Below are 21,287 nucleotides of genomic sequence, written 5' to 3' on the forward strand. Positions count from 1 at the left end.
GTTGGAATGGGTGTGGTCAGGTGGAGAGTGGTCGGCTGTCAGGCCGCCTTCGCGAGCAAGCCCACTCCCACAGTTGGAATGGGTATGGTCAGGTGGAGAGTGGGCGGCTGTCAGGCCGCCTTCGCGAGCAAGCCCGCTCCCACAGTGGAATTGGGTGAGTCAGATAGAGATTGGTCGGCTCGCAGGTCGCCATCGCGAGCAGGCTGGCTCCCACAAAAGCGCCAAAGCCGAGCACACGCTCTTCACCACTCAAATGGCCGAGTGTCAGCTCGCCGAAAGCTCTTGATCTTGCCGTGCCGGCCCCGTCGGCAGGCTGAGTGGAGGGATTGATCCGGGGGTGGGAGCGCAGCGACCGTTTGGCGCAGCCAAACACAGCGAGAGGAGGTGCAGCGAAGCAAACCGGAGGCGCTGCGCCCGGATCAATCCCGGAGCGAAGGAACCCGAGCCTAAGCGAGGGCCGAACGTTGGGGCAAAGCCTTTTGCTTACTTTTCGGCGTCTGGAAAAGTGAGCCGCTGTAAGAGCGGAACCATAAGAAGCCGTTACCGCAGCAACGGATATGTACACCATCACCCACAACATGGTCGGCCCAGAGGCCGCCAAGCCAAACGAAACTGACAGCGCTGACAGCTAGCCGTCACTCTCCTGACCCCCAAACAAGCTTATAAATACCCAACCTGCCCAAACTCAACCCCTTGGCGCCCCAATCGCATGCGAATCCAGAAACGAACCGCCCTGCTCGCCACCCCGCTGATCATCGTCGCCGCTCTGGGCCTGTGGTACGCCACCAAACCGGCCCAGACCAAACTCGCCACCCCCACCGCCATCCCGGTCCGGGTCGTGGCAGTCAGCGAAAAGGACGTCCCCCGCTACGTCAGCGGCATCGGTTCGGTTCTCTCATTGCACAGCGTCGTGGTACGCCCGCAGATCGACGGCATTCTGACAAAGATCCTCGTCAAAGAAGGCCAACTGGTCAAAGCAGGCGACCTGCTCGCCACCATCGACGACCGCTCGATCCGCGCCAGTCTTGATCAGGCCCGCGCACAACTGGGCGAAAGCCAGGCCCAACTGGAAGTCGCCCTGGTCAACCTCAAGCGCTACAAACTGCTCAGCGTCGACGACGGCGTCTCCAAGCAGACCTACGATCAGCAACAGGCGCTGGTCAACCAGTTGAAGGCCACCGCCCAAGGCAACCAGGCCTCGATTGACGCCGCGCAGGTACAACTTTCCTACACCCAGATCCGCTCCCCGGTCACCGGCCGCGTCGGCATTCGCACAGTCGATGAAGGCAACTTCCTGCGCATGACCGACACCCAGGGCCTGTTCACCGTCACCCAGATCGACCCGATCGCCGTCGAGTTCTCGCTGCCGCAACAAATGCTGCCGACCCTGCAAGGTCTGATCAACGACCCGCAGCACGCGCAGGTCAAGGCCTACATCGGCGCCGACACTGACGGCGAAACCGGCAACCTGCTCGGCGAAGGTCATCTGACCCTGATCGACAACCAGATCAACGCCAACACCGGCACCATCCGCGCCAAGGCCGAATTCGACAACGCCAGCCAGAAGCTCTGGCCGGGCCTGCTGGTGACGGTAAAAATTCAGACGGCACTGGATAAGAATGCGCTGGTGGTGCCGCCTACCGTCGTACAACGCGGCCTCGACCAACACTTCGTTTACCGCGTGAACGGCGACAAGGTCGAAGCCGTACAAGTGCAGATGGTTTACCAGGGCAGCGGCCAGGACATCATCAAAGGCGTGAAGGCGGGTGATCAATTAGTCAGTGACGGCCAGTCGCGGCTCAAACCCGGTTCGACCGTACAGGTGATGACCGAGCCGCCGCAGGTGGTCGAAGCGGAGCCCAAGCCATGAAGGAGCACAAAGGCGTCTCCACATGGTGTATCGACCACCCGGTCGCGACCATTCTGCTGACCTTCGCCCTGGTGCTGCTCGGGGTGATTGCCTTCCCGCGCCTGCCGATTGCGCCACTGCCGGAAGCGGAGTTTCCGACGATCCAGGTTTCCGCGCAGTTGCCCGGCGCCAGCCCTGACACCATGGCGTCCTCCGTGGCCACGCCGCTTGAAGTGCAATTCAGCGCCATCCCCGGCATGACCCAGATGACCTCCAGCAGTGCGCTCGGCTCAAGCCTGTTGACCCTGCAATTCACCCTCGACAAAAGCATCGACACCGCCGCCCAGGAAGTACAAGCGGCGATCAACACCGCCGCCGGCAAACTGCCCAAGGACATGCCGACGCTGCCGACCTGGAAGAAGGTCAACCCGGCCGACAGCCCGGTGCTGATCCTCAGTGTCAGCTCCACACAAATGCCCGGCACCGAACTCAGCGACCTGGTGGAAACCCTGCTCTCGCGTCAGATCAGTCAGATCGACGGTGTAGGCCAGATCAACATCACCGGTCAGCAACGTCCGGCGATCCGCGTGCAAGCCTCGGCCGACAAACTGGCTGCCATCGGCCTGACTCTGGCCGACATTCGCCTGGCGATCCAGCAGACCAGCCTGAACCTCGCCAAAGGTGCGTTGTATGGCGAATCGAGTATCTCCACGCTGTCGACCAACGACCAGTTGTTCCATCCCGAGGACTACAGTCAGCTGATCGTTTCCTACAAGGACGGCGCCCCGGTTCACCTGAGAGATGTCGCCAAAGTCGTCAACGGTTCGGAAGATGCCTACGTGCAAGCCTGGGCCGGTGATCAACCCGGGGTGAACCTGGTGATCTCGCGCCAACCGGGTGCGAACATCGTCGAAACCGTCGACCGTATTCAAGCGGCGCTGCCGGGCCTGGAAGCCATGCTGCCGGCCTCGGTGCAGGTCAAAGTGCTGATCGACCGCACCCAGACCATTCGCGCGTCGCTGCATGAAGTGGAAATCACCCTGTTGATCGCCATTCTGCTGGTGGTGGCGGTGATGGCGCTGTTCCTGCGCCAACTGTCGGCGACGCTGATTGTCTCGGCGGTGCTCGGCGTGTCACTGGTGGCCAGTTTCGCCCTGATGTACATCCTCGGTTTCAGCCTGAACAACCTGACGCTGGTGGCGATTGTGGTGGCCGTGGGGTTTGTGGTCGACGATGCGATTGTGGTGGTGGAGAACATCCACCGGCACCTGGAAGCCGGCGACGGCATGCGTGAGGCGGCGGTCAAGGGCGCCGGCGAGATCGGCTTCACCGTGGTCTCGATCAGCTTCTCGCTGGTGGCGGCGTTCATTCCGCTGCTGTTCATGGGCGGTGTGGTCGGGCGGCTGTTCAAGGAATTCGCCCTGACCGCGACTTCGACCATTCTTATTTCGGTGGTGGTATCGCTGACGCTGGCGCCAACCCTGGCCGCGCTGTTCATGCGCAAACCGGTGCATCACGCCCATGACAAACCGGGCTTCAGTGAACGTCTGCTGGCGTGGTACGAGAAAGGCCTGCGCCGCGCCCTCGCCCATCAGAAACTGATGATTGGCGTGTTCTGCCTGTCCCTCGGGTTGGCAATTGCCGGTTACATCTTTATTCCCAAGGGCTTCTTCCCGATCCAGGACACCGGGTTCGTGCTCGGCACCACCGAAGCCGCTGCGGATATTTCCTACGGCGACATGGTGAAAAAACACCTGGCGATGGCCGAAATCGTCGCCGCCGACCCGGCAGTCGAAGCGTTTTCCCACTCGGTGGGCGTGTCCGGCAGCAACCAGACCATCGCCAACGGCCGCTTCTGGATCGCCCTGAAAAAACGCGGCGACCGCGACGTCTCGGCCAGCCAGTTCATCGACCGTATCCGTCCGAAACTGATGAAAGTCCCGGGCATCGTCCTGTACCTGCGCGCCGGCCAGGACATCAACCTCAGCTCCGGCCCAAGCCGCGCCCAGTACCAGTACGTGCTCAAGAGCAATGACGGCGCGACCCTGGCCACCTGGACCCAGCGCCTGACCGAGAAGCTGCGCAGCATCCCGGCGTTCCGCGACATTTCCAACGACCTGCAACTGGGCGGCAGCATCACCCACATCAGCATCGACCGCAGCGCCGCCGCGCGTTTCGGCCTGACCGCGAGTGATGTCGACGAGGCGCTGTACGATGCGTTCGGCCAGCGCCAGATCAATGAATTCCAGACCCAGGTCAACCAGTACAACGTCATTCTGGAGCTCGATACCCAACAGCGCGGCAAGGCCGAAAGCCTCAACTATTTCTACCTGCGCTCGCCGCTGAGCGGGGAAATGGTGCCGCTGTCGGCGCTGGCGAAATTCGACGCACCGACCATCGGCCCGCTGTCGATTGCCCATGACGGCATGTTCCCCGCCGCCAACCTGTCGTTCAACCTGGCCCCCGGCGTGGCCTTGGGCGACGCGGTGATCCTGCTCAACCAGGCCAAGGCCGAGATCGGCATGCCGACCGCCATCAGCGGCAACTTCCAGGGCGCAGCGCAGGCATTCCAGAGTTCGCTCGCCAGTCAGCCGTGGCTGATTCTTGCGGCGCTGGTGGCGGTGTACATCATTCTCGGCGTGCTTTATGAGAGCTTCGTGCATCCGCTGACGATCATCTCGACCCTGCCGGCGGCCGGTCTCGGTGCAGTGATCATGCTGTGGATCTGCGGTCAGGACTTTTCGATCATGGCGTTGATCGGGCTGGTGCTGCTGATCGGTATCGTCAAAAAGAACGGCATTCTGATGATCGACTTCGCCCTGGAAGCCCAGCGCAATCGCGGACTGGCGCCGCAGGAGGCGATTTTCGAAGCGTGCCTGACGCGGTTCCGGCCGATCATCATGACCACCCTCGCCGCCCTGCTCGGCGCCCTGCCGCTGATGCTCGGTTACGGCACCGGCGCCGAACTGCGCCAGCCGCTGGGGATCGCGGTGGTGGGCGGCTTGCTGGTCAGCCAGATGCTGACGCTGTTTACCACGCCGGTCATATACTTGTGGCTTGAGCGGCTGTTCCACAGGCCCAAACCAATGCCCACGACGGCACTGGCGACTACAGACTGAGGCAGGGTCATGCGCGTTCTGATTATCGAAGACGAGGAAAAAACCGCGGATTATCTGCACCGCGGTCTGACGGAACAGGGTTACACCGTGGATCTGGCCCGCGACGGCGTCGAGGGCCTGCACCTGGCGCTGGAAAGCGACTACGCGGTGATCGTCCTCGACGTGATGTTGCCGGGCCTGGACGGCTTCGGCGTGCTGCGCGCCTTACGTGCGCGCAAGCAGACCCCGGTGATCATGCTCACCGCCCGCGAACGCGTCGAAGACCGGATCAGGGGCCTGCGTGACGGCGCCGACGATTACCTTGGCAAGCCGTTTTCCTTTCTGGAGCTGGTAGCGCGTTTGCAGGCGCTGACCCGGCGCAGCGGTGGCCATGAACCGGTGCAAGTGAGCATCGCCGACCTGTGGATTGATCTGATCAGCCGCAAGGCCACCCGCGCCGGCACCCGACTGGATCTGACGGCAAAAGAGTTCTCGCTGCTCAGCGTTCTGGCGCGCCGACAAGGTGAAATCCTCTCGAAAACCGCGATTGCCGAGATGGTCTGGGACATCAATTTCGACAGCGACGCGAACGTCGTCGAAGTCGCGATCAAGCGTCTGCGGGCCAAGCTCGACGGGCCGTTCGACGAGAAACTGCTGCACACCATTCGTGGCATGGGTTACGTGCTGGAGAGCCGTGGTGTCCAGTAACTCGATCGCCCTGCGCCTCAGTGGGATGTTCACGCTGGTGGCGCTACTGGTGTTTCTGTTGATCGGCGGCGCGCTGTATCAGCAGGTCGACAAGGGCCTGGGCCTGCTGCCGGAAGCCGAGCTGGATGCGCGTTACAGCGTGCTCGAATCCACCGTCGGTCGTTACGGCACGCCCGATCATTGGGTGAAGATCAACAACAAACTCAAGCTGCTGGGCGAGGAAGACAAGCGCATCAGTTTCTGGATCAGCAGCGGTGATCCGCAGTATGAGTTTGGCAACCTGACCCCGCAGATTCGCGAGTTCGCCAACGGCCCATTGGGCATGCGCGACCTGCAATTGCCCGACCAGCCCTATCCGCTGAAAGTGCTGGTCAGCCAGTTTCCGGCCAAGGACCAACGCCCGCCGCTGCGCTTCATGATCGGCATCGACACCGATACGTTTCACCAGACGCAACATCAGTTGCTGATTGCCCTGATCGGTCTGGCGATTATCGGCGTGGCGCTGGCCTCGGCGCTCGGGTACTGGGTGGCACGGATTGGCCTGCAACCGCTGATCAAACTGTCCCACGAGGCGCAGCGTCTGGCGCCGCCATTGCGTTCGGGCCGCTTGCGTCTGTCGCCGCTGCCGCCGGAGCTTGAGCAGTTTGTCGAGTCGTTCAACTCGACCCTTGAGCGGGTCGAACAGGCGTACTCACGGCTGGAATCGTTCAACGCCGACGTGGCCCATGAGCTGCGTTCGCCGCTGACCAACCTGATCGGTCAGACCCAGGTCGCGCTGACGCGCGGACGCTCCGCCGAACACTATTTCGAGGTGCTGCAATCCAACCTCGAAGAGCTGGAACGCCTGCGTTCGATCATCAACGACATGCTGTTCCTTGCCAGCGCCGACCAGGGCAGCAAGGCGACCAAACTGACCGAGACCTCGCTGGCGGATGAAGTTGCAACCACGCTGGATTACCTGGATTTCATCCTCGAAGACGCGCAAGTGCAGGTGCATGTGAGTGGTGACGCACAGGTGCGAATCGAGATCGCGCATCTGCGTCGGGCGCTGATCAATCTGCTGAGTAATGCGGTGCAGCATACCGAACCGGGCAAGGTGATCGAGGTGCGGATCGAAGTCGAGGAACATCAGGTCAGCATCGGCGTGGCCAACCCCGGATCGCCGATTGCCAGCGAGCACTTGCCGCGTCTGTTCGAGCGCTTCTATCGGGTCGATGCCTCGCGCAGCAACAGCGGCAACAACCATGGATTGGGGCTGGCGATCGTCAAGGCGATTGCGCTGATGCACGGTGGCGATGTGTTTGTACGTAGTGATCGGGGGATGAATACGTTCGGCATCCACCTCCCGGTTTAACTGAAAAGCAAACCCCTGTGGCGAGGGAGCTTGCTCCCTCGCCACAAGGAATGGCGTTCACCCGTGATTGATCTTTGCTTGTACTGCAACAGTCATTTATGAAAATCAGGCTGTTTCCCAACGTCCGGCAACCTTATCTTTGCCCGCACCAAACAGCACTTGCCAAGCAAGAAGGTTTTCCAGATGTCCAACAGTATGGGTATTGCCAGCGCTTTCGTTTTGTCCTCATTGATCCTGTCGCCCATGGCGATGGCTGAAGAATCGCAGGCGTTCATCGCGCAGAATGCCGCGCGCGCTCACGCCTTCGAGCAGTCTCAGGCAGAAGTGATGGTCAAGTCGCAGGACGCCTCGCAAGCCCCTCAGGCCGCCACTTCCCAGGCTCAAGCAGCCGAGAAAGACAGCTGAGTCGCGCACCGCGAAAAATTTCCCTCGACGCGGTTGTTTGGCTCTTCCCGTTCAACCGTCGTCCTTCCAGGCCGCTGCCTTTCAGCGGCCTTTTTTCGTTGTGGTCTGAAAGCCGTTTGGTTCGTCTGTAAAAACAAGAAACATCCCGCACCTCAAGACATTGAAGTGTCAGTTGACCCAAGGAGCTCCATCGCAAGTGCGTTACCCAGTCCGCGTCACCCCGCTGTTCATTGCAATTGCCGCAACGATTGCCCCCGCCGCCCATGCCGACGAAGCCGCCAAGGAAGGTTTCGTCGAAGGCTCGAGCCTCAACCTCAACGCTCGCAACTACTACATGAATCGCAACCGTCTGCAGCAGACGGACGACAACATCGAGTGGGGCCAGGGTTTTCTCGGGATCTTCCAGTCGGGTTACACCGAAGGCACGGTCGGCTTCGGCATCGACGCCCACGCCATGCTCGGGTTGAAGCTCGACGGCGGTGGCGGCACCGATGGCTCGAGCATCCTGCCGGTCAGCGATGGCAACGGCAAAGCGCCGGGCTCGTTCTCGACCGCGGGCGGCACGTTGAAAATGCGTGCGTTCGATACCGAGTTGAAGGCCGGCGACCTGTTCCTCACCAACCCGGTGATTGCCGGCGGCGAGTCGCGCATGCTGCCGCAGACCTTCCGCGGTGTCAGCTTGACCAACCACAGTTTCGACGGCTGGATGTTCGAAGGTGGCCAAGCCAGTTTCACCAAGCCGTACAACCAGAGTGGCCACCAGCGCATCGGTACCTCCTACGGCAAACTCGCCGAAGGTGACGCAAGCCAGCACCTGAACTGGGCCGGCGTGTCCTGGAGCGGCGTCGAAGGCTTGACCAGCAATCTGTACGCTGCCGAGTTGAAGGACATCTGGAACCAGTACTACTACGAGCTGGATTACACCTGGCAGTTGAACGATCTGGTCAGCCTCAACCCGGGCCTGCACTTCTATCACACGCAGGACACCGGCGACGCGCTGCTGGGCAACATCGACAACAACACCTACAGCCTGCATTTCACCGTCGGCATCGGCAGCCACAGCATTACTGCCGCGTATCAGCGCGTGAACGGCAACACGCCGTTCGACTACATCAGCCAGGGCGACAGCGTTTACCTCGACAACTCGCAGCAATACTCGGACTTCAACGGCCCGAACGAACGTTCGTGGAAGCTCAAGTACGCCTATGACTTCGCCGGGCTGGGGATGCCGGGTCTGACTTCAGCGGTCTCCTATTCGCGCGGCACCGTGGACTTGACCAAGGTCGATCCGCACAGCAAAGGCTATGCTTCGTGGTACAGCGCCGACGGTCGCAACGCCCAGCATTGGGAGCGCGACATCGATCTGAAATACGTGGTGCAGAGCGGTCAGGCGAAAAATCTCGCGGTACGCCTGCAATGGGCGACCAACCGGGGTGGTAATGGTTACGGCGCGATTGATACCGACACCGATGAATACCGTGTGATTGTCGACTACCCGATCAACGTCTTCTAAGATCACCCCTGCGCCACGGTCTTGAATTGAGAGATATACCCTGTGGGAGCGGGCTTGCTCGCGAATGCGCTGCATCAGTCGACAACAATGTTGAATGACACGGCGCATTCGCGAGCAAGCCCGCTCCCACAATGGAATACCGTCACTGACTTGATGCAACTACGCTAATAAGATCCTCTCAACCGACAGCCCATCATGATCGCGAGCCGTACCCCACCTGTGGCGGGCAAGACCGGACGCCCCGAATTGCTGCTGATCTGCGGCAGTTCGCTGACTGTGATCGCGATTCTGTGCATCGTCACTTTTCTGCTGATTCGTGAGCACGCCAACGCTCAGGAGTCGGCCACCCGCAGCGCCACCACCATCGCCCAGTTGATCGACGCCGATGTCCTGCGCACGGTCGAGTTGTATGACCTGACCCTGCAAGGCCTGATCGCCGCCGCCCAGCGCGATGACTTGCGCGACGTCACCCCGCAGATCCGCCATCTGGCGCTGTTCGACCGCTCGACCACCGCGCGCTTCAAGGGCGACATCCTGCTGCTCGACAAGCATGGCGATGTGGTCGCCGACTCATCGCGGGTCGAACCCAAGCCGGGCAACTTCGCCGACCGCGATTACTTCCTCGCCCATGCCTTCAACCGCGACATGGGCATGTTCATCAGCCGCCCGTTCAAGACCCGTTGCGATTGCGACGAAGCCAATCAATGGCGCATCAGTTTCAGTCGGCGGATCTCCTCGGACACCGGTGAGTTCGCTGGTGTGGCGGTGGCGTCGATGAAGCTCGACTACTTCGATCAGTTGTTCAACAGCCTCGACATCGGCAAAGGCAGCACGCTGAACATCATCAACAGCGACGGCGTGCTGCTGGCGCAGAAGCCGTATCTGCAAAGCGACTCCATCGGCAAAAGCTTTGGCAACCGGCCCAACGTGGTGCGGATTCTCGGCGACAAGGATGGCAGTGGCAGTTTCACCAGCACCTCGAGCATGGACCATCAGCAACGGCTCTACACCTATTCGCGGGTCGGCAATCTGCCGTTGACGGTGATGGTTGCGCTCTCCAGTGATGAAGTGTTCGGCACCTGGCGCCGCACGGCGCTGTTGATCAGTGGCGCCACCGGCGTGCTGTGTGTCGGGCTGCTATGGCTGACCTGGCTACTGGCCCGTGAGCTGCGCTTGCGCCAGCGCGCCGAACGCGAACTGGCGCAACTGGCCGCCACCGATGCGCTGACCGGCGTGGCCAACCGGCGGATGCTCGATCAGGCGCTACGCCACGAATGGTTCCGCGCCCAGCGTTCGGGCAAACCGTTGTCGGTGATGATGATTGATGCCGACCACTTCAAGGCGTTCAACGACCGCCATGGGCATCAGGCCGGTGATCAGGCGCTGCGTGAATTGGCCAAGGTGATCACGGCGAACGTGCGACGACCGGGCGATCTGGTCGCCCGTTACGGCGGCGAAGAGTTCTCGGTGATCCTCGCCGAAACCGACAGCAGCGGTGCGCGACAGATTGCCGAACATATCCGCCAGGCGGTCGAGCAGATGCCGAGGGGTCGAGGGTGCAGGCGTGGCGATGACCGTCAGTATCGGCATCAGCACCTGGACAACTGCGGTCGAGATGTCGCTGGAGCAACTGCTGTTTGCGGCGGACAAGGCGTTGTATCAGGCCAAGGAAGGTGGGCGGAACCGGGTGGTGGTGGCTGGCTGATTTTTGCGGCGATTGAACTGGCGTCTTCGCGAGCAAGCTCACTCCTACAGGGGAATGCATTTCAAATGTGGGAGCGAGCCTGCTCGCGAATAGGCCAGAACAGACAACATCAAATTCAGGGCATAAAAAAAGGCCATCCGAGGATGGCCTTCAAAAAACTAGAGAGGTTTTTTACTTACACCGCCGCAACCGGGCGCATGTAAGAGATCGGTGCAGTGCTGGCGTCTTCGAACGTCACGACTTCCCACGCATCTGTCTGCTCAATCAACTTGCGCAGCAGCTGGTTGTTCAGTGCATGACCGGACTTGAAGCCTTTGAACTCACCAATCAGGCTGTTACCCAGCAGGTACAGGTCGCCAATCGCATCGAGGATCTTGTGCTTCACGAATTCGTCTTCGTAGCGAAGGCCGTCTTCGTTCAGTACACCATCGGAATCAACCACGATCGCGTTTTCAACGCTGCCGCCGAGTGCGAGGTTGTGCTTGCGCAGGTACTCGATGTCACTCATGAAACCGAAAGTACGGGCGCGGCTGACTTCTTTTACGAACGAAGTGCTGGAAAAATCCACGCTTGCACTTTGGGTGCGGTCCCGGAAAACCGGGTGATCGAAATCGATCTCGAAGCTCACCTTGAACCCTTCGAAAGGGACGAAAGTGGCGCGCTTGTCGCCGTCTTCCACTGTCACTTCACGCAGGATGCGGATGAATTTCTTGGCGGCGTCCTGCTCTTCCAGGCCAGCCGATTGAATCAGGAATACGAACGGTCCAGCGCTGCCATCCATGATCGGGACTTCGGACGCGGAGAGCTCGACGTAGGCGTTATCGATGCCCAGGCCAGCCATGGCCGAGAGCAAGTGCTCTACCGTGTCCACTTTGACGTCGCCGTTGATCAGCGTCGTCGACATAGTGGTTTCACCAACGTTTTCCGCGCGGGCAGGGATCTGCACCACAGGGTCGAGGTCAGCGCGACAAAACACAATGCCAGTGTCGACAGGCGCAGGCTTGAGGGTCAGGTAGACCTTCTCCCCGGAGTGCAGGCCTACACCTGTGGCACGGATAATATTTTTCAGTGTGCGTTGTTTAATCATGGCTTGGGCCGCTTCAGCGCAAATTGCGAACTGGTATCAACAAAGGCTGGCGATAATAGCAGACCGAGCCTTTGCTGAACACCAATCACCGTCATAGCCCTGATACATTCCATCAATCGGCCTGACGACGCAGGAATGCCGGGATGTCCAGGTAATCCAGATCGTCCTGCGGGTTCATCTTCGCGGCAGTCGCAGCACCGGCCTGAGCCTGGTTGCGCATGACGGTCGGACGGTCCAGGTCACGGTAGTTCACCGCCGGAGCTTCCTGACGCGCAGGAGCCGGTTGTTGAACCTGAGCGGAAGCCATGGAAGTGTGAACGGTGTTGTCGATGACCTTCACAGGCTTCTCGATTTTCGCGCCCAGACCGGTGGCAACCACGGTGACGTGCAGTTCGTCGCGCATGTCCGGATCGATAACGGTACCGACCTTGACCATCGCGTGCTCGGAAGCGAAGGCTTCGATGATGCTACCCACGTCGGAGTACTCACCCAGGGACAGGTCAGGACCGGCGGTGATGTTCACCAGAATGCCGCGTGCGCCTTGCAGGTTCACGTCTTCCAGCAGCGGGTTGCGGATGGCCGCTTCGGTCGCTTCACGTGCACGGTTCGGACCGCTGGCGCAGCCAGTGCCCATCATCGCCATGCCCATTTCGCTCATCACGGTACGCACGTCGGCGAAGTCGACGTTGATCATGCCCGGACGTTTGATGATGTCGGAGATACCGCGAACGGCACCGGCCAGTACGTCGTCAGCCTTGGCGAAAGCCGACAGCAGGCTGGCGTCTTTACCGAGGATGGTCAGCAGCTTCTCGTTAGGGATGGTGATCAACGAGTCGACGCTTTCGGAGAGCATGCGGATGCCTTCGTCGGCGATCTGCATACGCTTGCGGCCTTCGAACGGGAACGGACGGGTCACGACCGCAACGGTCAGGATGCCCATTTCCTTGGCCACTTCGGCGATGATCGGCGCAGCACCGGTACCGGTACCACCGCCCATGCCGGTGGTGATGAACACCATGTTGGTACCAGCCAGCACTTCAGCGATGCGCTCGCGATCTTCCAGCGCAGCCTGACGGCCGACTTCCGGGTTGGCGCCGGCGCCCAGGCCTTTGGTCACACCGGTGCCCAGTTGCAGGATGGTACGCGCGCCGATGTTTTTCAGCGCTTGAGCATCGGTGTTGGCGCAGATGAATTCAACGCCTTCGATGTTGCTCTTGACCATGTGGTTGACAGCGTTGCCGCCGCCACCGCCGACACCGATAACTTTGATTACCGGGCTTGCGGGGATGTTGTCTACGAGTTCGAACATTTTCCCTCTCCTTACATTCTCTAGTTTTTTCGCCTACTGCATTTTTGTTGCGGTGTTGCGGTAAAGCTTTAGAAGTTGCCTTGAACCCACTTCTTCAATCGGTCCAGCAGCGGCGCCTGTGGCTCATCGTTGCTGTAGCTGTCGCGGCTGCCGATGCCCGAGAACGAGATCCCGTCGGACTGCTTCTGCAGGCCGTACATCAACAAGCCAACGCCAGTGGAATAAATCGGGTTGCGCACCACGTCATCCAGGCCTTTCACGCCGTGCGGCACGCCCAGACGAACCGGCATGTGGAAGATTTCTTCGGCCAGCTCGGTGGCGCCTTCCATCTTCGAAGTACCGCCGGTCAGCACGATGCCCGCCGGGATCAGGTCTTCGTAGCCGCTGCGACGCAGCTCGGCCTGGATCAGGGTGAACAGTTCGTCGTAACGCGGCTCGACCACTTCGGCCAGGGCCTGACGCGACAGCTCGCGCGGTGGACGGTCGCCAACGCTCGGCACCTTGATGGTTTCACCGGCACCGGCCAGTTTGGCCAGGGCGCAGGCGTAGCGAATCTTGATCTCTTCGGCGTACTGGGTCGGGGTGCGCAACGCCATGGCGATGTCGTTGGTCACCTGATCACCGGCAATCGGGATCACCGCGGTGTGGCGGATCGCGCCTTCGGTGAAGATCGCGATGTCGGTGGTGCCGCCGCCGATGTCGACCAGGCACACGCCCAGCTCTTTTTCGTCGTCGGTCAGCACCGAGTAGGCCGAGGCCAGTTGCTCGAGAATGATGTCGTCGATTTCCAGACCGCAGCGACGCACACATTTTTCAATGTTCTGTGCAGCATTGACGGCGCAGGTGACCACGTGAACCTTGGCTTCCAGACGGACGCCGGACATGCCCAGAGGCTCGCGGACGCCTTCCTGGTTATCGATCACGTAATCCTGCGGCAGGGTGTGCAGCACGCGCTGGTCAGCCGGGATCGCCACGGCCTGTGCGGCGTCGAGTACGCGCTCCAGGTCAGCCGAGCTCACTTCGCGATCACGAATCGCCACGATGCCGTGGGAATTCAGGCTGCGGATGTGATTGCCGGCCACGCCGACGAACGCCGAGTGAATGCGGCAGCCCGCCATCAGTTGGGCCTCTTCGATCGCGCGCTGGATCGATTGCACGGTCGACTCGATGTTCACCACCACGCCCTTCTTCAGGCCGCGGGACGGGTGAGTACCGATACCGACGATTTCCAGCGTGCCGTCGTCCGCGACCTCGCCTACCAGCGCCACCACCTTGGAGGTGCCGATATCCAGACCGACGATCATTTTGCCGCTTTGCACGTTTGCCATGGGTCCTGCCTCTTCTTAATTCTTTGCGACAGCGGGTTTGTCTGTCGTCGGCGCTGCAGGTTCCCGCCAGCCAACAGCGAGGCCGTTGGCGTAGCGCAGATCGATGCGCGCAATGTTCGTAATCTGGTCTTTAAGCGTCTTGTCATAGATGGCAATAAAGCGGCGCATCTTTTCCACCAGGTTGCCGCGTCCCAGCAGCAACTCGATGCCGGGGCCGGAACTGCCGGCACCGGTGGTCAGGAACCAGCTGCCACGTTCACGCAATTCCAGGCGCGCGATCGAGAAGCCCAGCGGCCGGAGCATCTGGCTCAGCACCTGATACTGCTGCATCACTTGCTGCTGGGCCCGTTGTGGACCGAACAGCTGTGGCAGGTGTTCGTAGTTCGCCAGTTCCTTTGGCGTAAATGCCTGGCCCTGGTTGTTGAGCAGCGACTCGTCGCCCCAACGGGCCACCGGCAGTTGCTCTTCGAGGCGGATCACCACTTGATCCGGCCACACCCGGCGTACTTCGGCGTGGGCGATCCATGGCATCTGTTCAAGCTCGGTGCGCATCCCGGCCAAGTCGATGGTGAAAAAGCTCGACGCCACGTACGGGGCGATTCGCTGCTGCACCGCCTGCTGGCTGATGTAGCTCAGGTCACCCTGCACGGCGATCTTGGTGATCGGCCGGTCGGCGTAAGGCAGCAAGCGCTGCGCACCTTCATAGGTACCAAACCCGAGCACCACCAGCAGCACCGGCCAGAACAGGCTTTTCAGAAAGCCGAAATTGGCTTTCGGCAGGCGCGCGGACATCGGCTCTTTGGCCACCATTCGGCTGGCACCCCGCGGCACCGGCTTGCGGCCGGGTGCGGGTGGCTGATGTCTGAGCTGAGCGCCTTGCATGGTCTTAACCTCGCGCCTCTGTATGACCGGAGCCTTCAACACTGGCGGCCAGAATGGCCAGAACCAGTTGCTGGAAGTCCAGACCGGCAGCACGGGCCGCCATCGGCACCAGGCTGTGATCGGTCATGCCCGGTGCGGTATTCACTTCCAGGAACCAGAACTGCCCGTCGGCGTCCTGCATCACGTCCGCCCTGGCCCAACCGGCAATACCCAGCGCCTCACAGGCCTTGGCCGTGAGATCCATGAGTTCCTGTTCCTTGGCGGCATCCAGCCCGCACGGAATGCGGTACTGGGTATCGTTGGCGATGTATTTGGCGTCGTAGTCGTAGAACGTGTGCGGTGTGCCCAGGGCGATAGGAGGCAACACCTGGTCACGCAGGGTGGCGATGGTGAACTCCGGACCTTGAATCCATTGCTCAACCAAGACTTGCGAATCGTAGGTACTGGCCGCTTTCCATGCGTCGATCAACTCGGACGCAGAACTCACTTTGGCCATCCCGATACTTGAACCTTCATGCGCCGGTTTGACGATCAAAGGGAAGCCCAGTTCCGTCGCCGCGGAAATACAATCGGCTTCGCTGCACAGCACGGCGTGACGCGGCGTCGGAATCCCGAGGCTGTGCCAGACCTGCTTGGTGCGCAGCTTGTCCATCGCCAGTGCCGAGGCAAGGATGCCGCTGCCAGTGTACGGAATGCCGGCGCATTCGAGCAGGCCCTGCATCGAGCCGTCTTCACCGCCACGACCGTGAAGGATGATGAACGCGCGGTCGATCTTTTCGTTCAGCAGACGCTGCAGAAAATCCTCGCCGACGTCGATCCCGAACGCGTCCACGCCAGCGCTTTGCAGCGCGTCGAGCACGGCGTTACCGGATTTCAGCGAAACCTCACGCTCGGCACTCATGCCACCGAACAGCACGGCGACACGGCCGAAGTCTTTCGGCGCGATGGTGGAGAATAGGTTGGCGTAGGCAGCAGTCATTTCAACTTCCCCTCGACCGACGCAGCCACGGCGCCGGCGAACAACTCACTTTTCAACAGTTTTGGTGCGAGACCGCCGATATCACCGGCGCCCTGGCACAGCAGAATGTCGCCGGCACGCAGCAGCGGCTTGACCAGCGGCGCGAGGTCGACACCGCGTTCGATGTAGATCGGGTCGAGCTGACCGCGCTGACGGATGCTGTTGCACAGTTTGCGGCTGTCCGCGCCCGGAATCGGCTCTTCGCCGGCCGGATAGACTTCCATCAGCAGCAGCACGTTGGCGTCGGCCAGTACATTGACGAAATCGTCGTACAGGTCACGGGTGCGGCTGTAGCGATGCGGCTGGTAGACCATCACCAGACGGCGGTCCGGCCAGCCACCGCGCACGGCTTTGATCACCGCAGCGACTTCGGTCGGGTGGTGACCGTAGTCGTCGACCAGCATCACATTGCCGCCGTCCACCGGCAGTTCGCCGTAGACCTGGAAGCGTCGGCCGACCCCCTGGAACCCGGACAGGCCCTGAACGATGGCTTCGTCGCTGACGCCTTCGTCGCTGGCGATGCAGATGGTCGCCAACGAGTTGAGCACGTTGTGGTTGCCCGGCATGTTCACGGACACGTCCAGCGGCTCGCGATCCGGGCGCAGCACGGTGAAGAAAGTCTGCATGCCTTGCTGGCGCACATTGATCGCGCGCACGTCGGCGTCTTCGCTGAAGCCGTAGGTCACGGTCGGACGTTTGACCAGCGGCAGAATTTCACGCACCACCGGATCGTCCAGGCACATTACCGCCAAACCATAGAACGGCAGGTTGTGCAGGAACTCGACGAAGGTTTTCTTCAGCTTGTTGAAGTCACCGTCGTAGGTCGCCATGTGGTCGGCGTCGATGTTGGTGACCACGGCCACCAGCGGTTGCAGGTGCAGGAAACTGGCGTCGCTTTCGTCGGCTTCGGCGATCAGGTAGCGGCTGGTGCCGAGCTGGGCATTGGTGCCCGCGGCATTCAGACGGCCACCGATAACGAAAGTCGGGTCCAGGCCACCGGCGGCGAACACCGAAGCGATCAGGCTGGTGGTGGTGGTTTTGCCGTGGGTCCCGGCGACGGCGATGCCGTGGCGATAGCGCATCAGCTCGGCGAGCATTTCGGCACGTGGCACCACTGGGATACGGCGCTCAAGAGCGGTCGCCACTTCCGGGTTGGAGGTGTTGACAGCACTCGACACCACCAGCACGTCAGCGATAGCGGCGTTCTCGGCACGGTGGCCGATATAGATGTGCGCACCGAACGATTCCAGACGCTCGGTCACTGGCGAAGCTTTCAGGTCGGAACCGGACACTTCATAGCCCAGGTTCAACAACACTTCGGCAATCCCGCACATGCCCACGCCGCCGATACCGACGAAGTGGATGCGACGGATGCGGCGCATTTCCGGTTGTGGCATGGCTTTCTGATTCTCAACCATGGGCCACCTCCAGGCAGGTATCGACCACGCTACGGGTGGCATCGGGTTTGGCCAGACGGCGGGCCGCTTGGGCCATTTCTTCGAGTCGTTGCGGTTGCATCAAGACCTCTGTCAGGCGCGCGGCAAGGTCCGCGGCACCAGTCGTTCTTTGCGGCATCACGAAGGCTGCGCCTTCACGGGCCAAATAATCGGCGTTGCGGGTCTGGTGATCGTCGATCGCGTGGGGCAAAGGCACCAGCATCGAGGGCAGACCAACGGCAGCCAGCTCACTGATGGTCAGCGCGCCAGCGCGACACACCACCAGGTCAGCCCAGCCATAGGCCTGGGCCATGTCTTTGATAAAGGGCTGCACCTGCGCATCCACGCCGGCGGCGCGGTAGCGCTCTGCAGTCACTTCATCGTGGTTTTTGCCGGCCTGATGAAACACTTCCGGACGCAAATCGGCAGGGACTTGCGCCAGGGCTTCAGGCAGCAACTTGTTCAACGGTTCTGCACCCAGGCTTCCGCCGAGGATCAGCAAACGCGCTTTGCGCCCGGCCAGAGCCGGTCGCGATGTTTCGAGGAACAGCTCGCTGCGCACCGGGTTTCCGGTGGTACGGCGGGTGTCCGACAGAGTAAAGGTGTCGGGGAACGCTTCACACACCCGGGCGGCGAACGGCACCAGCAACCGATTGGCGGTGCCGGCCACGGCGTTCTGCTCGTGAACGATCACCGGCACACCGGCCAGTTTCGCGGCAATCCCGCCCGGGCCGGTCACATAACCACCGAAGCCGACCACGCAGACTGGACGCAGCTGGCGAATCACCGCCCGCGCCTGCCACACCGACTTGAGCAGCATGAACGGTGCCTTGAGCAGCGACAGCTTGCCCTTGCCACGCAATCCGGTGGCGTTGATGCGATGCAGTTCAAGACCTGCAGCCGGCACCAGTTCGTTTTCGATTCCGCGGGGCGTGCCGAGCCAGTGCACGGTGTAGCCGCGCGCCTGGAATTCACGGGCACAGGACAGCGCCGGGAACACGTGGCCGCCGGTGCCGCCGGCCATGATCAATACGTTAGCGCCCATGGTTCGGCTCCTCGGCGAAGTCGCTCTCATGGAACTCCATCTCTTCACTGCCCAGGTGGGTCCGACTCTCCCACTCGATCCTCAGCAACAAGCCGAGGCAGGCACAGCAGATCACCAGGGAACTGCCGCCATAGCTGAGGAACGGCAGGGTCAGCCCCTTGGTCGGCAGCAGACCGACGTTCACCCCGATGTTGATCAGGAACTGACCGATCCACAGGAACGACAGACCGTAGGCCACATAAGCGGCGAAGAACTGCTTGGCTTTCTCGGCCCACAGACCGATGTACATGCCGCGAATACACACGAACACGAACAGCGCCACGGTGCACAGCGAACCCACCGCACCCAGCTCTTCGGCAAGTACGGAGAACACGAAGTCGGTATGCGCTTCAGGCAGGTAGAACTGTTTCTGCACGCTGTTGCCCAGGCCAACGCCCAGCCACTCACCGCGACCGAAGGCAATCAACGCCTGCGACAACTGATACCCGGCGCCGAACTGGTCGGCCCACGGGTCGGCGAAGTTGGTCAGACGCGCCATCCGGTAAGGCTGCATCTGAATCAGCAAGACCACGGCCCCGACTGCGAGTACCACCATCAGCGAGAAGCGGAACAGCCCGACCCCGCCGAGGAACAGCATCGCTGCCGCAGCGCCCATCATTACCACGGTGGCACCGAAGTCCGGCTCCATCAGCAACAGCCCCGCCATCGGCAGCAGCACGATGAACGGCTTGAAGAAGCCCATCCAGCTCTCGCGCACTTCTTTCTGACGACGTACCAGATAACCGGCGAGGTAGATCACCACAAACACCTTGGCGATCTCGGACGGCTGAACGTTAAAGAAGCTGAAACCGATCCAGCGCATCGACCCGTTCACTTCACGGCCGATCCCGGGGACGATCACCATCACCAGCAGACCGAAGGCGCCGATCAGCATCATCCAGCCCAGACGCTGCCAGGTGGCGATCGGAATCATCATGGTAATGATGCAGGCACCCAGGCCCAGCGCCACATAGATCAGGTGGCGAATCATGTAGTACAGCGCGCTGCCCGACTGCGCCGCCGCCACTTCGGTGGAGGCCGAGGCAATCATGATCAAGCCCAGGCCCAGCAGCGCCAGGCAACCGGCGAGCATCGGGAAGTCGAGGTCGATGCCACGACCGGTGATGATCGGCGACGGGTACGGCTTGATGATATTGCGCAGGCTCATGCCAGATCCTCCACGGCGCGGACGAACTGGTGACCACGGTCTTCGTAATTCTTGAACATGTCGAAACTGGCGCAGGCGGGCGACAGCAGCACCACGTCACCCGGCTGGGCGACCGCGCGGGATTGCGCAACGGCGTCGACCAGCGAGGTCGCGCGAATCAGCGGCACGGCGTCACCGATAGCTGCGCCGATCTTGTCGGAGTCGCGGCCCATCAGGATCACGGCGCGGCAGTTGGCCGCCACTGGATCGCGCAGATCCTTGAACTCGGCACCCTTGCCGTCGCCACCGGCGATCAGCACGACTTTGCCGTCGATGTCCGCGCCCAGGCCTTCGATGGCGGCCAGTGCGGCGCCGACGTTGGTCGCCTTGGAATCGTTGTAGTAACCCACACCGTCGAGATCACGCACCCACTGGCAGCGGTGTTCGAGACCGGCGAAATTGCGCAGGGCATCGAGCATGGCGTCGAACGGCAGGCCGACCGCATGCCCCAGCGCCAGCGCCGCGAGGGCGTTGGCCTGGTTATGCGCGCCGCGCACTTTCAGTTCGCGCACCGGCATCAGGTTCTGGAATTCGAAGGCGAGGTATTTCTCGCCGTCTTCTTCGCGCAGGCCAAAGGCCTTGAAATCCGGTTTGTTCAGGCCGAAGGTCCAGCACGGCTGGCCCTCGCCGATCAGCGGACGGCTGAGTGCGTCCTGACGGTTGACCACAAACTGCTTCGCGCCACGGAAGATCCGGTGCTTGGCCAGGTGATACGCCGGCAGGCCGCTGTAGCGGTCCATGTGGTCTTCGCTGATGTTCAGCACGGTGGCCACTTCAGCGTTGAGCTGGTCGGTGGTTTCCAGTTGGAAGCTCGACAGCTCCATCACGTACAGCTCGACGTCGTCGCTGAGCAACTCCAGCGCTGGCGTACCGAGGTTGCCGCCCACCGCCACGCGTTTGCCGGCCGCAGCCGCCATCTCGCCGACCAGGGTGGTGACGGTGCTTTTCGCGTTGGAACCGGTGATGGCCACGATCGGCGCCCGCGCGTTACGCGCGAACAGCTCGATGTCGCCGGCCATTTTCACACCGCGGGCGGCAGCGGCTTGCAGGGCCGGGGTCGCCAGCGCCAGGCCGGGGCTCACGTAGAGCTCGTCGGCACGGCACAGGAATTCGACGTCCAGCTCGCCACAACGCACTTCCACGTGCGGATAGTCACGCTTGAGCGTGGCCAGTTCCGGTGGATTGTCCCGCGTATCGGCGACGGCAAACGACACACCCCGGTTCGCCAGGAAGCGAACCAGGGACATGCCGCTCTTGCCGAGGCCGACAACGATGCGGAAGTGGTCAGAAGCGATCAGAGACAC

At 61.6% G+C, this 21,287-nt stretch carries 15 protein-coding genes and 1 pseudogene; 7 read left to right on the forward strand and 9 right to left on the reverse strand.

Annotation, left to right across the window (positions count from 1 at the left end; translation table 11 throughout):
• Positions 1 to 709 precede the first annotated feature (709 nt).
• From M0814_RS27830 to M0814_RS27860, 7 genes and pseudogenes are all read left to right on the forward strand, one after another.
• Complete coding sequence (locus tag M0814_RS27830; RefSeq protein ID WP_103485649.1) at positions 710 to 1,870, forward strand: efflux RND transporter periplasmic adaptor subunit; 1,161 nt, start codon at positions 710 to 712, stop codon at positions 1,868 to 1,870.
• Positions 1,867 to 4,968 (forward strand): multidrug efflux RND transporter permease subunit, encoded by a 3,102-nt coding sequence (locus M0814_RS27835; protein ID WP_103485648.1) that lies wholly within the window; start codon positions 1,867 to 1,869, stop codon positions 4,966 to 4,968. Before M0814_RS27830 ends, M0814_RS27835 begins: the two co-directional genes overlap by 4 nt.
• 9 nt (positions 4,969 to 4,977) lie before the next feature.
• A complete protein-coding gene (locus M0814_RS27840) occupies positions 4,978 to 5,655 on the forward strand; it encodes a heavy metal response regulator transcription factor (protein ID WP_003228008.1) in 678 nt (225 codons plus the stop codon).
• Positions 5,645 to 7,009, forward strand: coding sequence for a heavy metal sensor histidine kinase (locus M0814_RS27845; protein ID WP_103485647.1), 1,365 nt, complete (start codon positions 5,645 to 5,647; stop codon positions 7,007 to 7,009). Before M0814_RS27840 ends, M0814_RS27845 begins: the two co-directional genes overlap by 11 nt.
• Positions 7,010 to 7,192: 183 nt before the next feature.
• Complete coding sequence (locus M0814_RS27850; protein ID WP_003228010.1) at positions 7,193 to 7,414, forward strand: hypothetical protein; 222 nt, start codon at positions 7,193 to 7,195, stop codon at positions 7,412 to 7,414.
• A gap of 196 nt (positions 7,415 to 7,610) precedes the next feature.
• Complete coding sequence (locus M0814_RS27855; RefSeq protein WP_103485646.1) at positions 7,611 to 8,927, forward strand: OprD family porin; 1,317 nt, start codon at positions 7,611 to 7,613, stop codon at positions 8,925 to 8,927.
• A 195-nt stretch (positions 8,928 to 9,122) separates the two neighbouring features.
• Positions 9,123 to 10,632: pseudogene (locus M0814_RS27860) on the forward strand (sensor domain-containing diguanylate cyclase).
• Positions 10,633 to 10,807: 175 nt separating this feature from the next.
• Here the strand turns inward: M0814_RS27860 and lpxC are convergent.
• The 9 genes from lpxC to murD all read right to left on the reverse strand — a co-directional run bounded on the left by lpxC (position 10,808) and on the right by murD (position 21,287).
• Positions 10,808 to 11,719: a UDP-3-O-acyl-N-acetylglucosamine deacetylase gene (lpxC, locus tag M0814_RS27865; RefSeq protein WP_007961638.1), complete on the reverse strand. Its 912-nt coding sequence runs from the start codon at positions 11,717 to 11,719 to the stop codon at positions 10,808 to 10,810.
• A 112-nt stretch (positions 11,720 to 11,831) separates the two neighbouring features.
• Positions 11,832 to 13,028, reverse strand: a complete 1,197-nt coding sequence (ftsZ, locus tag M0814_RS27870) for a cell division protein FtsZ (RefSeq protein ID WP_003228013.1) — start codon at positions 13,026 to 13,028, stop codon at positions 11,832 to 11,834.
• A gap of 68 nt (positions 13,029 to 13,096) precedes the next feature.
• Positions 13,097 to 14,356, reverse strand: a complete 1,260-nt coding sequence (gene ftsA / locus M0814_RS27875) for a cell division protein FtsA (RefSeq protein WP_003228014.1) — start codon at positions 14,354 to 14,356, stop codon at positions 13,097 to 13,099.
• 15 nt (positions 14,357 to 14,371) lie between these two features.
• A complete protein-coding gene (locus M0814_RS27880) occupies positions 14,372 to 15,238 on the reverse strand; it encodes a cell division protein FtsQ/DivIB (protein ID WP_003228015.1) in 867 nt (288 codons plus the stop codon).
• Between the two features lie 4 nt (positions 15,239 to 15,242).
• Positions 15,243 to 16,217 (reverse strand): D-alanine--D-alanine ligase, encoded by a 975-nt coding sequence (locus M0814_RS27885; RefSeq protein ID WP_103485645.1) that lies wholly within the window; start codon positions 16,215 to 16,217, stop codon positions 15,243 to 15,245.
• Positions 16,214 to 17,674, reverse strand: a complete 1,461-nt coding sequence (murC, locus tag M0814_RS27890; protein ID WP_103485644.1) for a UDP-N-acetylmuramate--L-alanine ligase — start codon at positions 17,672 to 17,674, stop codon at positions 16,214 to 16,216. Before murC ends, M0814_RS27885 begins: the two co-directional genes overlap by 4 nt.
• Positions 17,667 to 18,737 carry an undecaprenyldiphospho-muramoylpentapeptide beta-N-acetylglucosaminyltransferase gene (gene murG, locus M0814_RS27895; RefSeq protein WP_003228017.1) on the reverse strand — a complete coding sequence of 357 codons (1,071 nt, stop codon included), beginning with the start codon at positions 18,735 to 18,737 and terminating at the stop codon, positions 17,667 to 17,669. The genes murC and murG overlap by 8 nt, the downstream gene beginning before the upstream one ends.
• Positions 18,727 to 19,938, reverse strand: a complete 1,212-nt coding sequence (gene ftsW, locus M0814_RS27900) for a putative lipid II flippase FtsW (RefSeq protein ID WP_171061850.1) — start codon at positions 19,936 to 19,938, stop codon at positions 18,727 to 18,729. The genes murG and ftsW overlap by 11 nt, the downstream gene beginning before the upstream one ends.
• A gap of 2 nt (positions 19,939 to 19,940) precedes the next feature.
• The gene (gene murD, locus M0814_RS27905) at positions 19,941 to 21,287 is read right to left on the reverse strand and encodes a UDP-N-acetylmuramoyl-L-alanine--D-glutamate ligase (RefSeq protein ID WP_103485643.1); all 1,347 of its coding nucleotides are present in this window, start codon (positions 21,285 to 21,287) and stop codon (positions 19,941 to 19,943) included.

The organism is Pseudomonas sp. MWU12-2020, assembly GCF_023100605.1.
Taxonomy (GTDB): Bacteria; Pseudomonadota; Gammaproteobacteria; order Pseudomonadales; family Pseudomonadaceae; genus Aquipseudomonas; species Aquipseudomonas fluorescens_H.

Coding starts and splice junctions, on each gene's coding strand:
- M0814_RS27830 (WP_103485649.1), top strand. CDS start 710: ATGCGAATCCAGAAACGAACCGCCCTGCTCGCCACCCCGCTGATCATC.
- M0814_RS27835 (WP_103485648.1), top strand. CDS start 1,867: ATGAAGGAGCACAAAGGCGTCTCCACATGGTGTATCGACCACCCGGTC.
- M0814_RS27840 (WP_003228008.1), top strand. CDS start 4,978: ATGCGCGTTCTGATTATCGAAGACGAGGAAAAAACCGCGGATTATCTG.
- M0814_RS27850 (WP_003228010.1), top strand. CDS start 7,193: ATGTCCAACAGTATGGGTATTGCCAGCGCTTTCGTTTTGTCCTCATTG.
- lpxC (WP_007961638.1), bottom strand. CDS start 11,719: ATGATTAAACAACGCACACTGAAAAATATTATCCGTGCCACAGGTGTA.
- ftsZ (WP_003228013.1), bottom strand. CDS start 13,028: ATGTTCGAACTCGTAGACAACATCCCCGCAAGCCCGGTAATCAAAGTT.
- ftsA (WP_003228014.1), bottom strand. CDS start 14,356: ATGGCAAACGTGCAAAGCGGCAAAATGATCGTCGGTCTGGATATCGGC.
- M0814_RS27880 (WP_003228015.1), bottom strand. CDS start 15,238: ATGCAAGGCGCTCAGCTCAGACATCAGCCACCCGCACCCGGCCGCAAG.
- M0814_RS27885 (WP_103485645.1), bottom strand. CDS start 16,217: ATGACTGCTGCCTACGCCAACCTATTCTCCACCATCGCGCCGAAAGAC.
- murC (WP_103485644.1), bottom strand. CDS start 17,674: ATGGTTGAGAATCAGAAAGCCATGCCACAACCGGAAATGCGCCGCATC.
- murG (WP_003228017.1), bottom strand. CDS start 18,737: ATGGGCGCTAACGTATTGATCATGGCCGGCGGCACCGGCGGCCACGTG.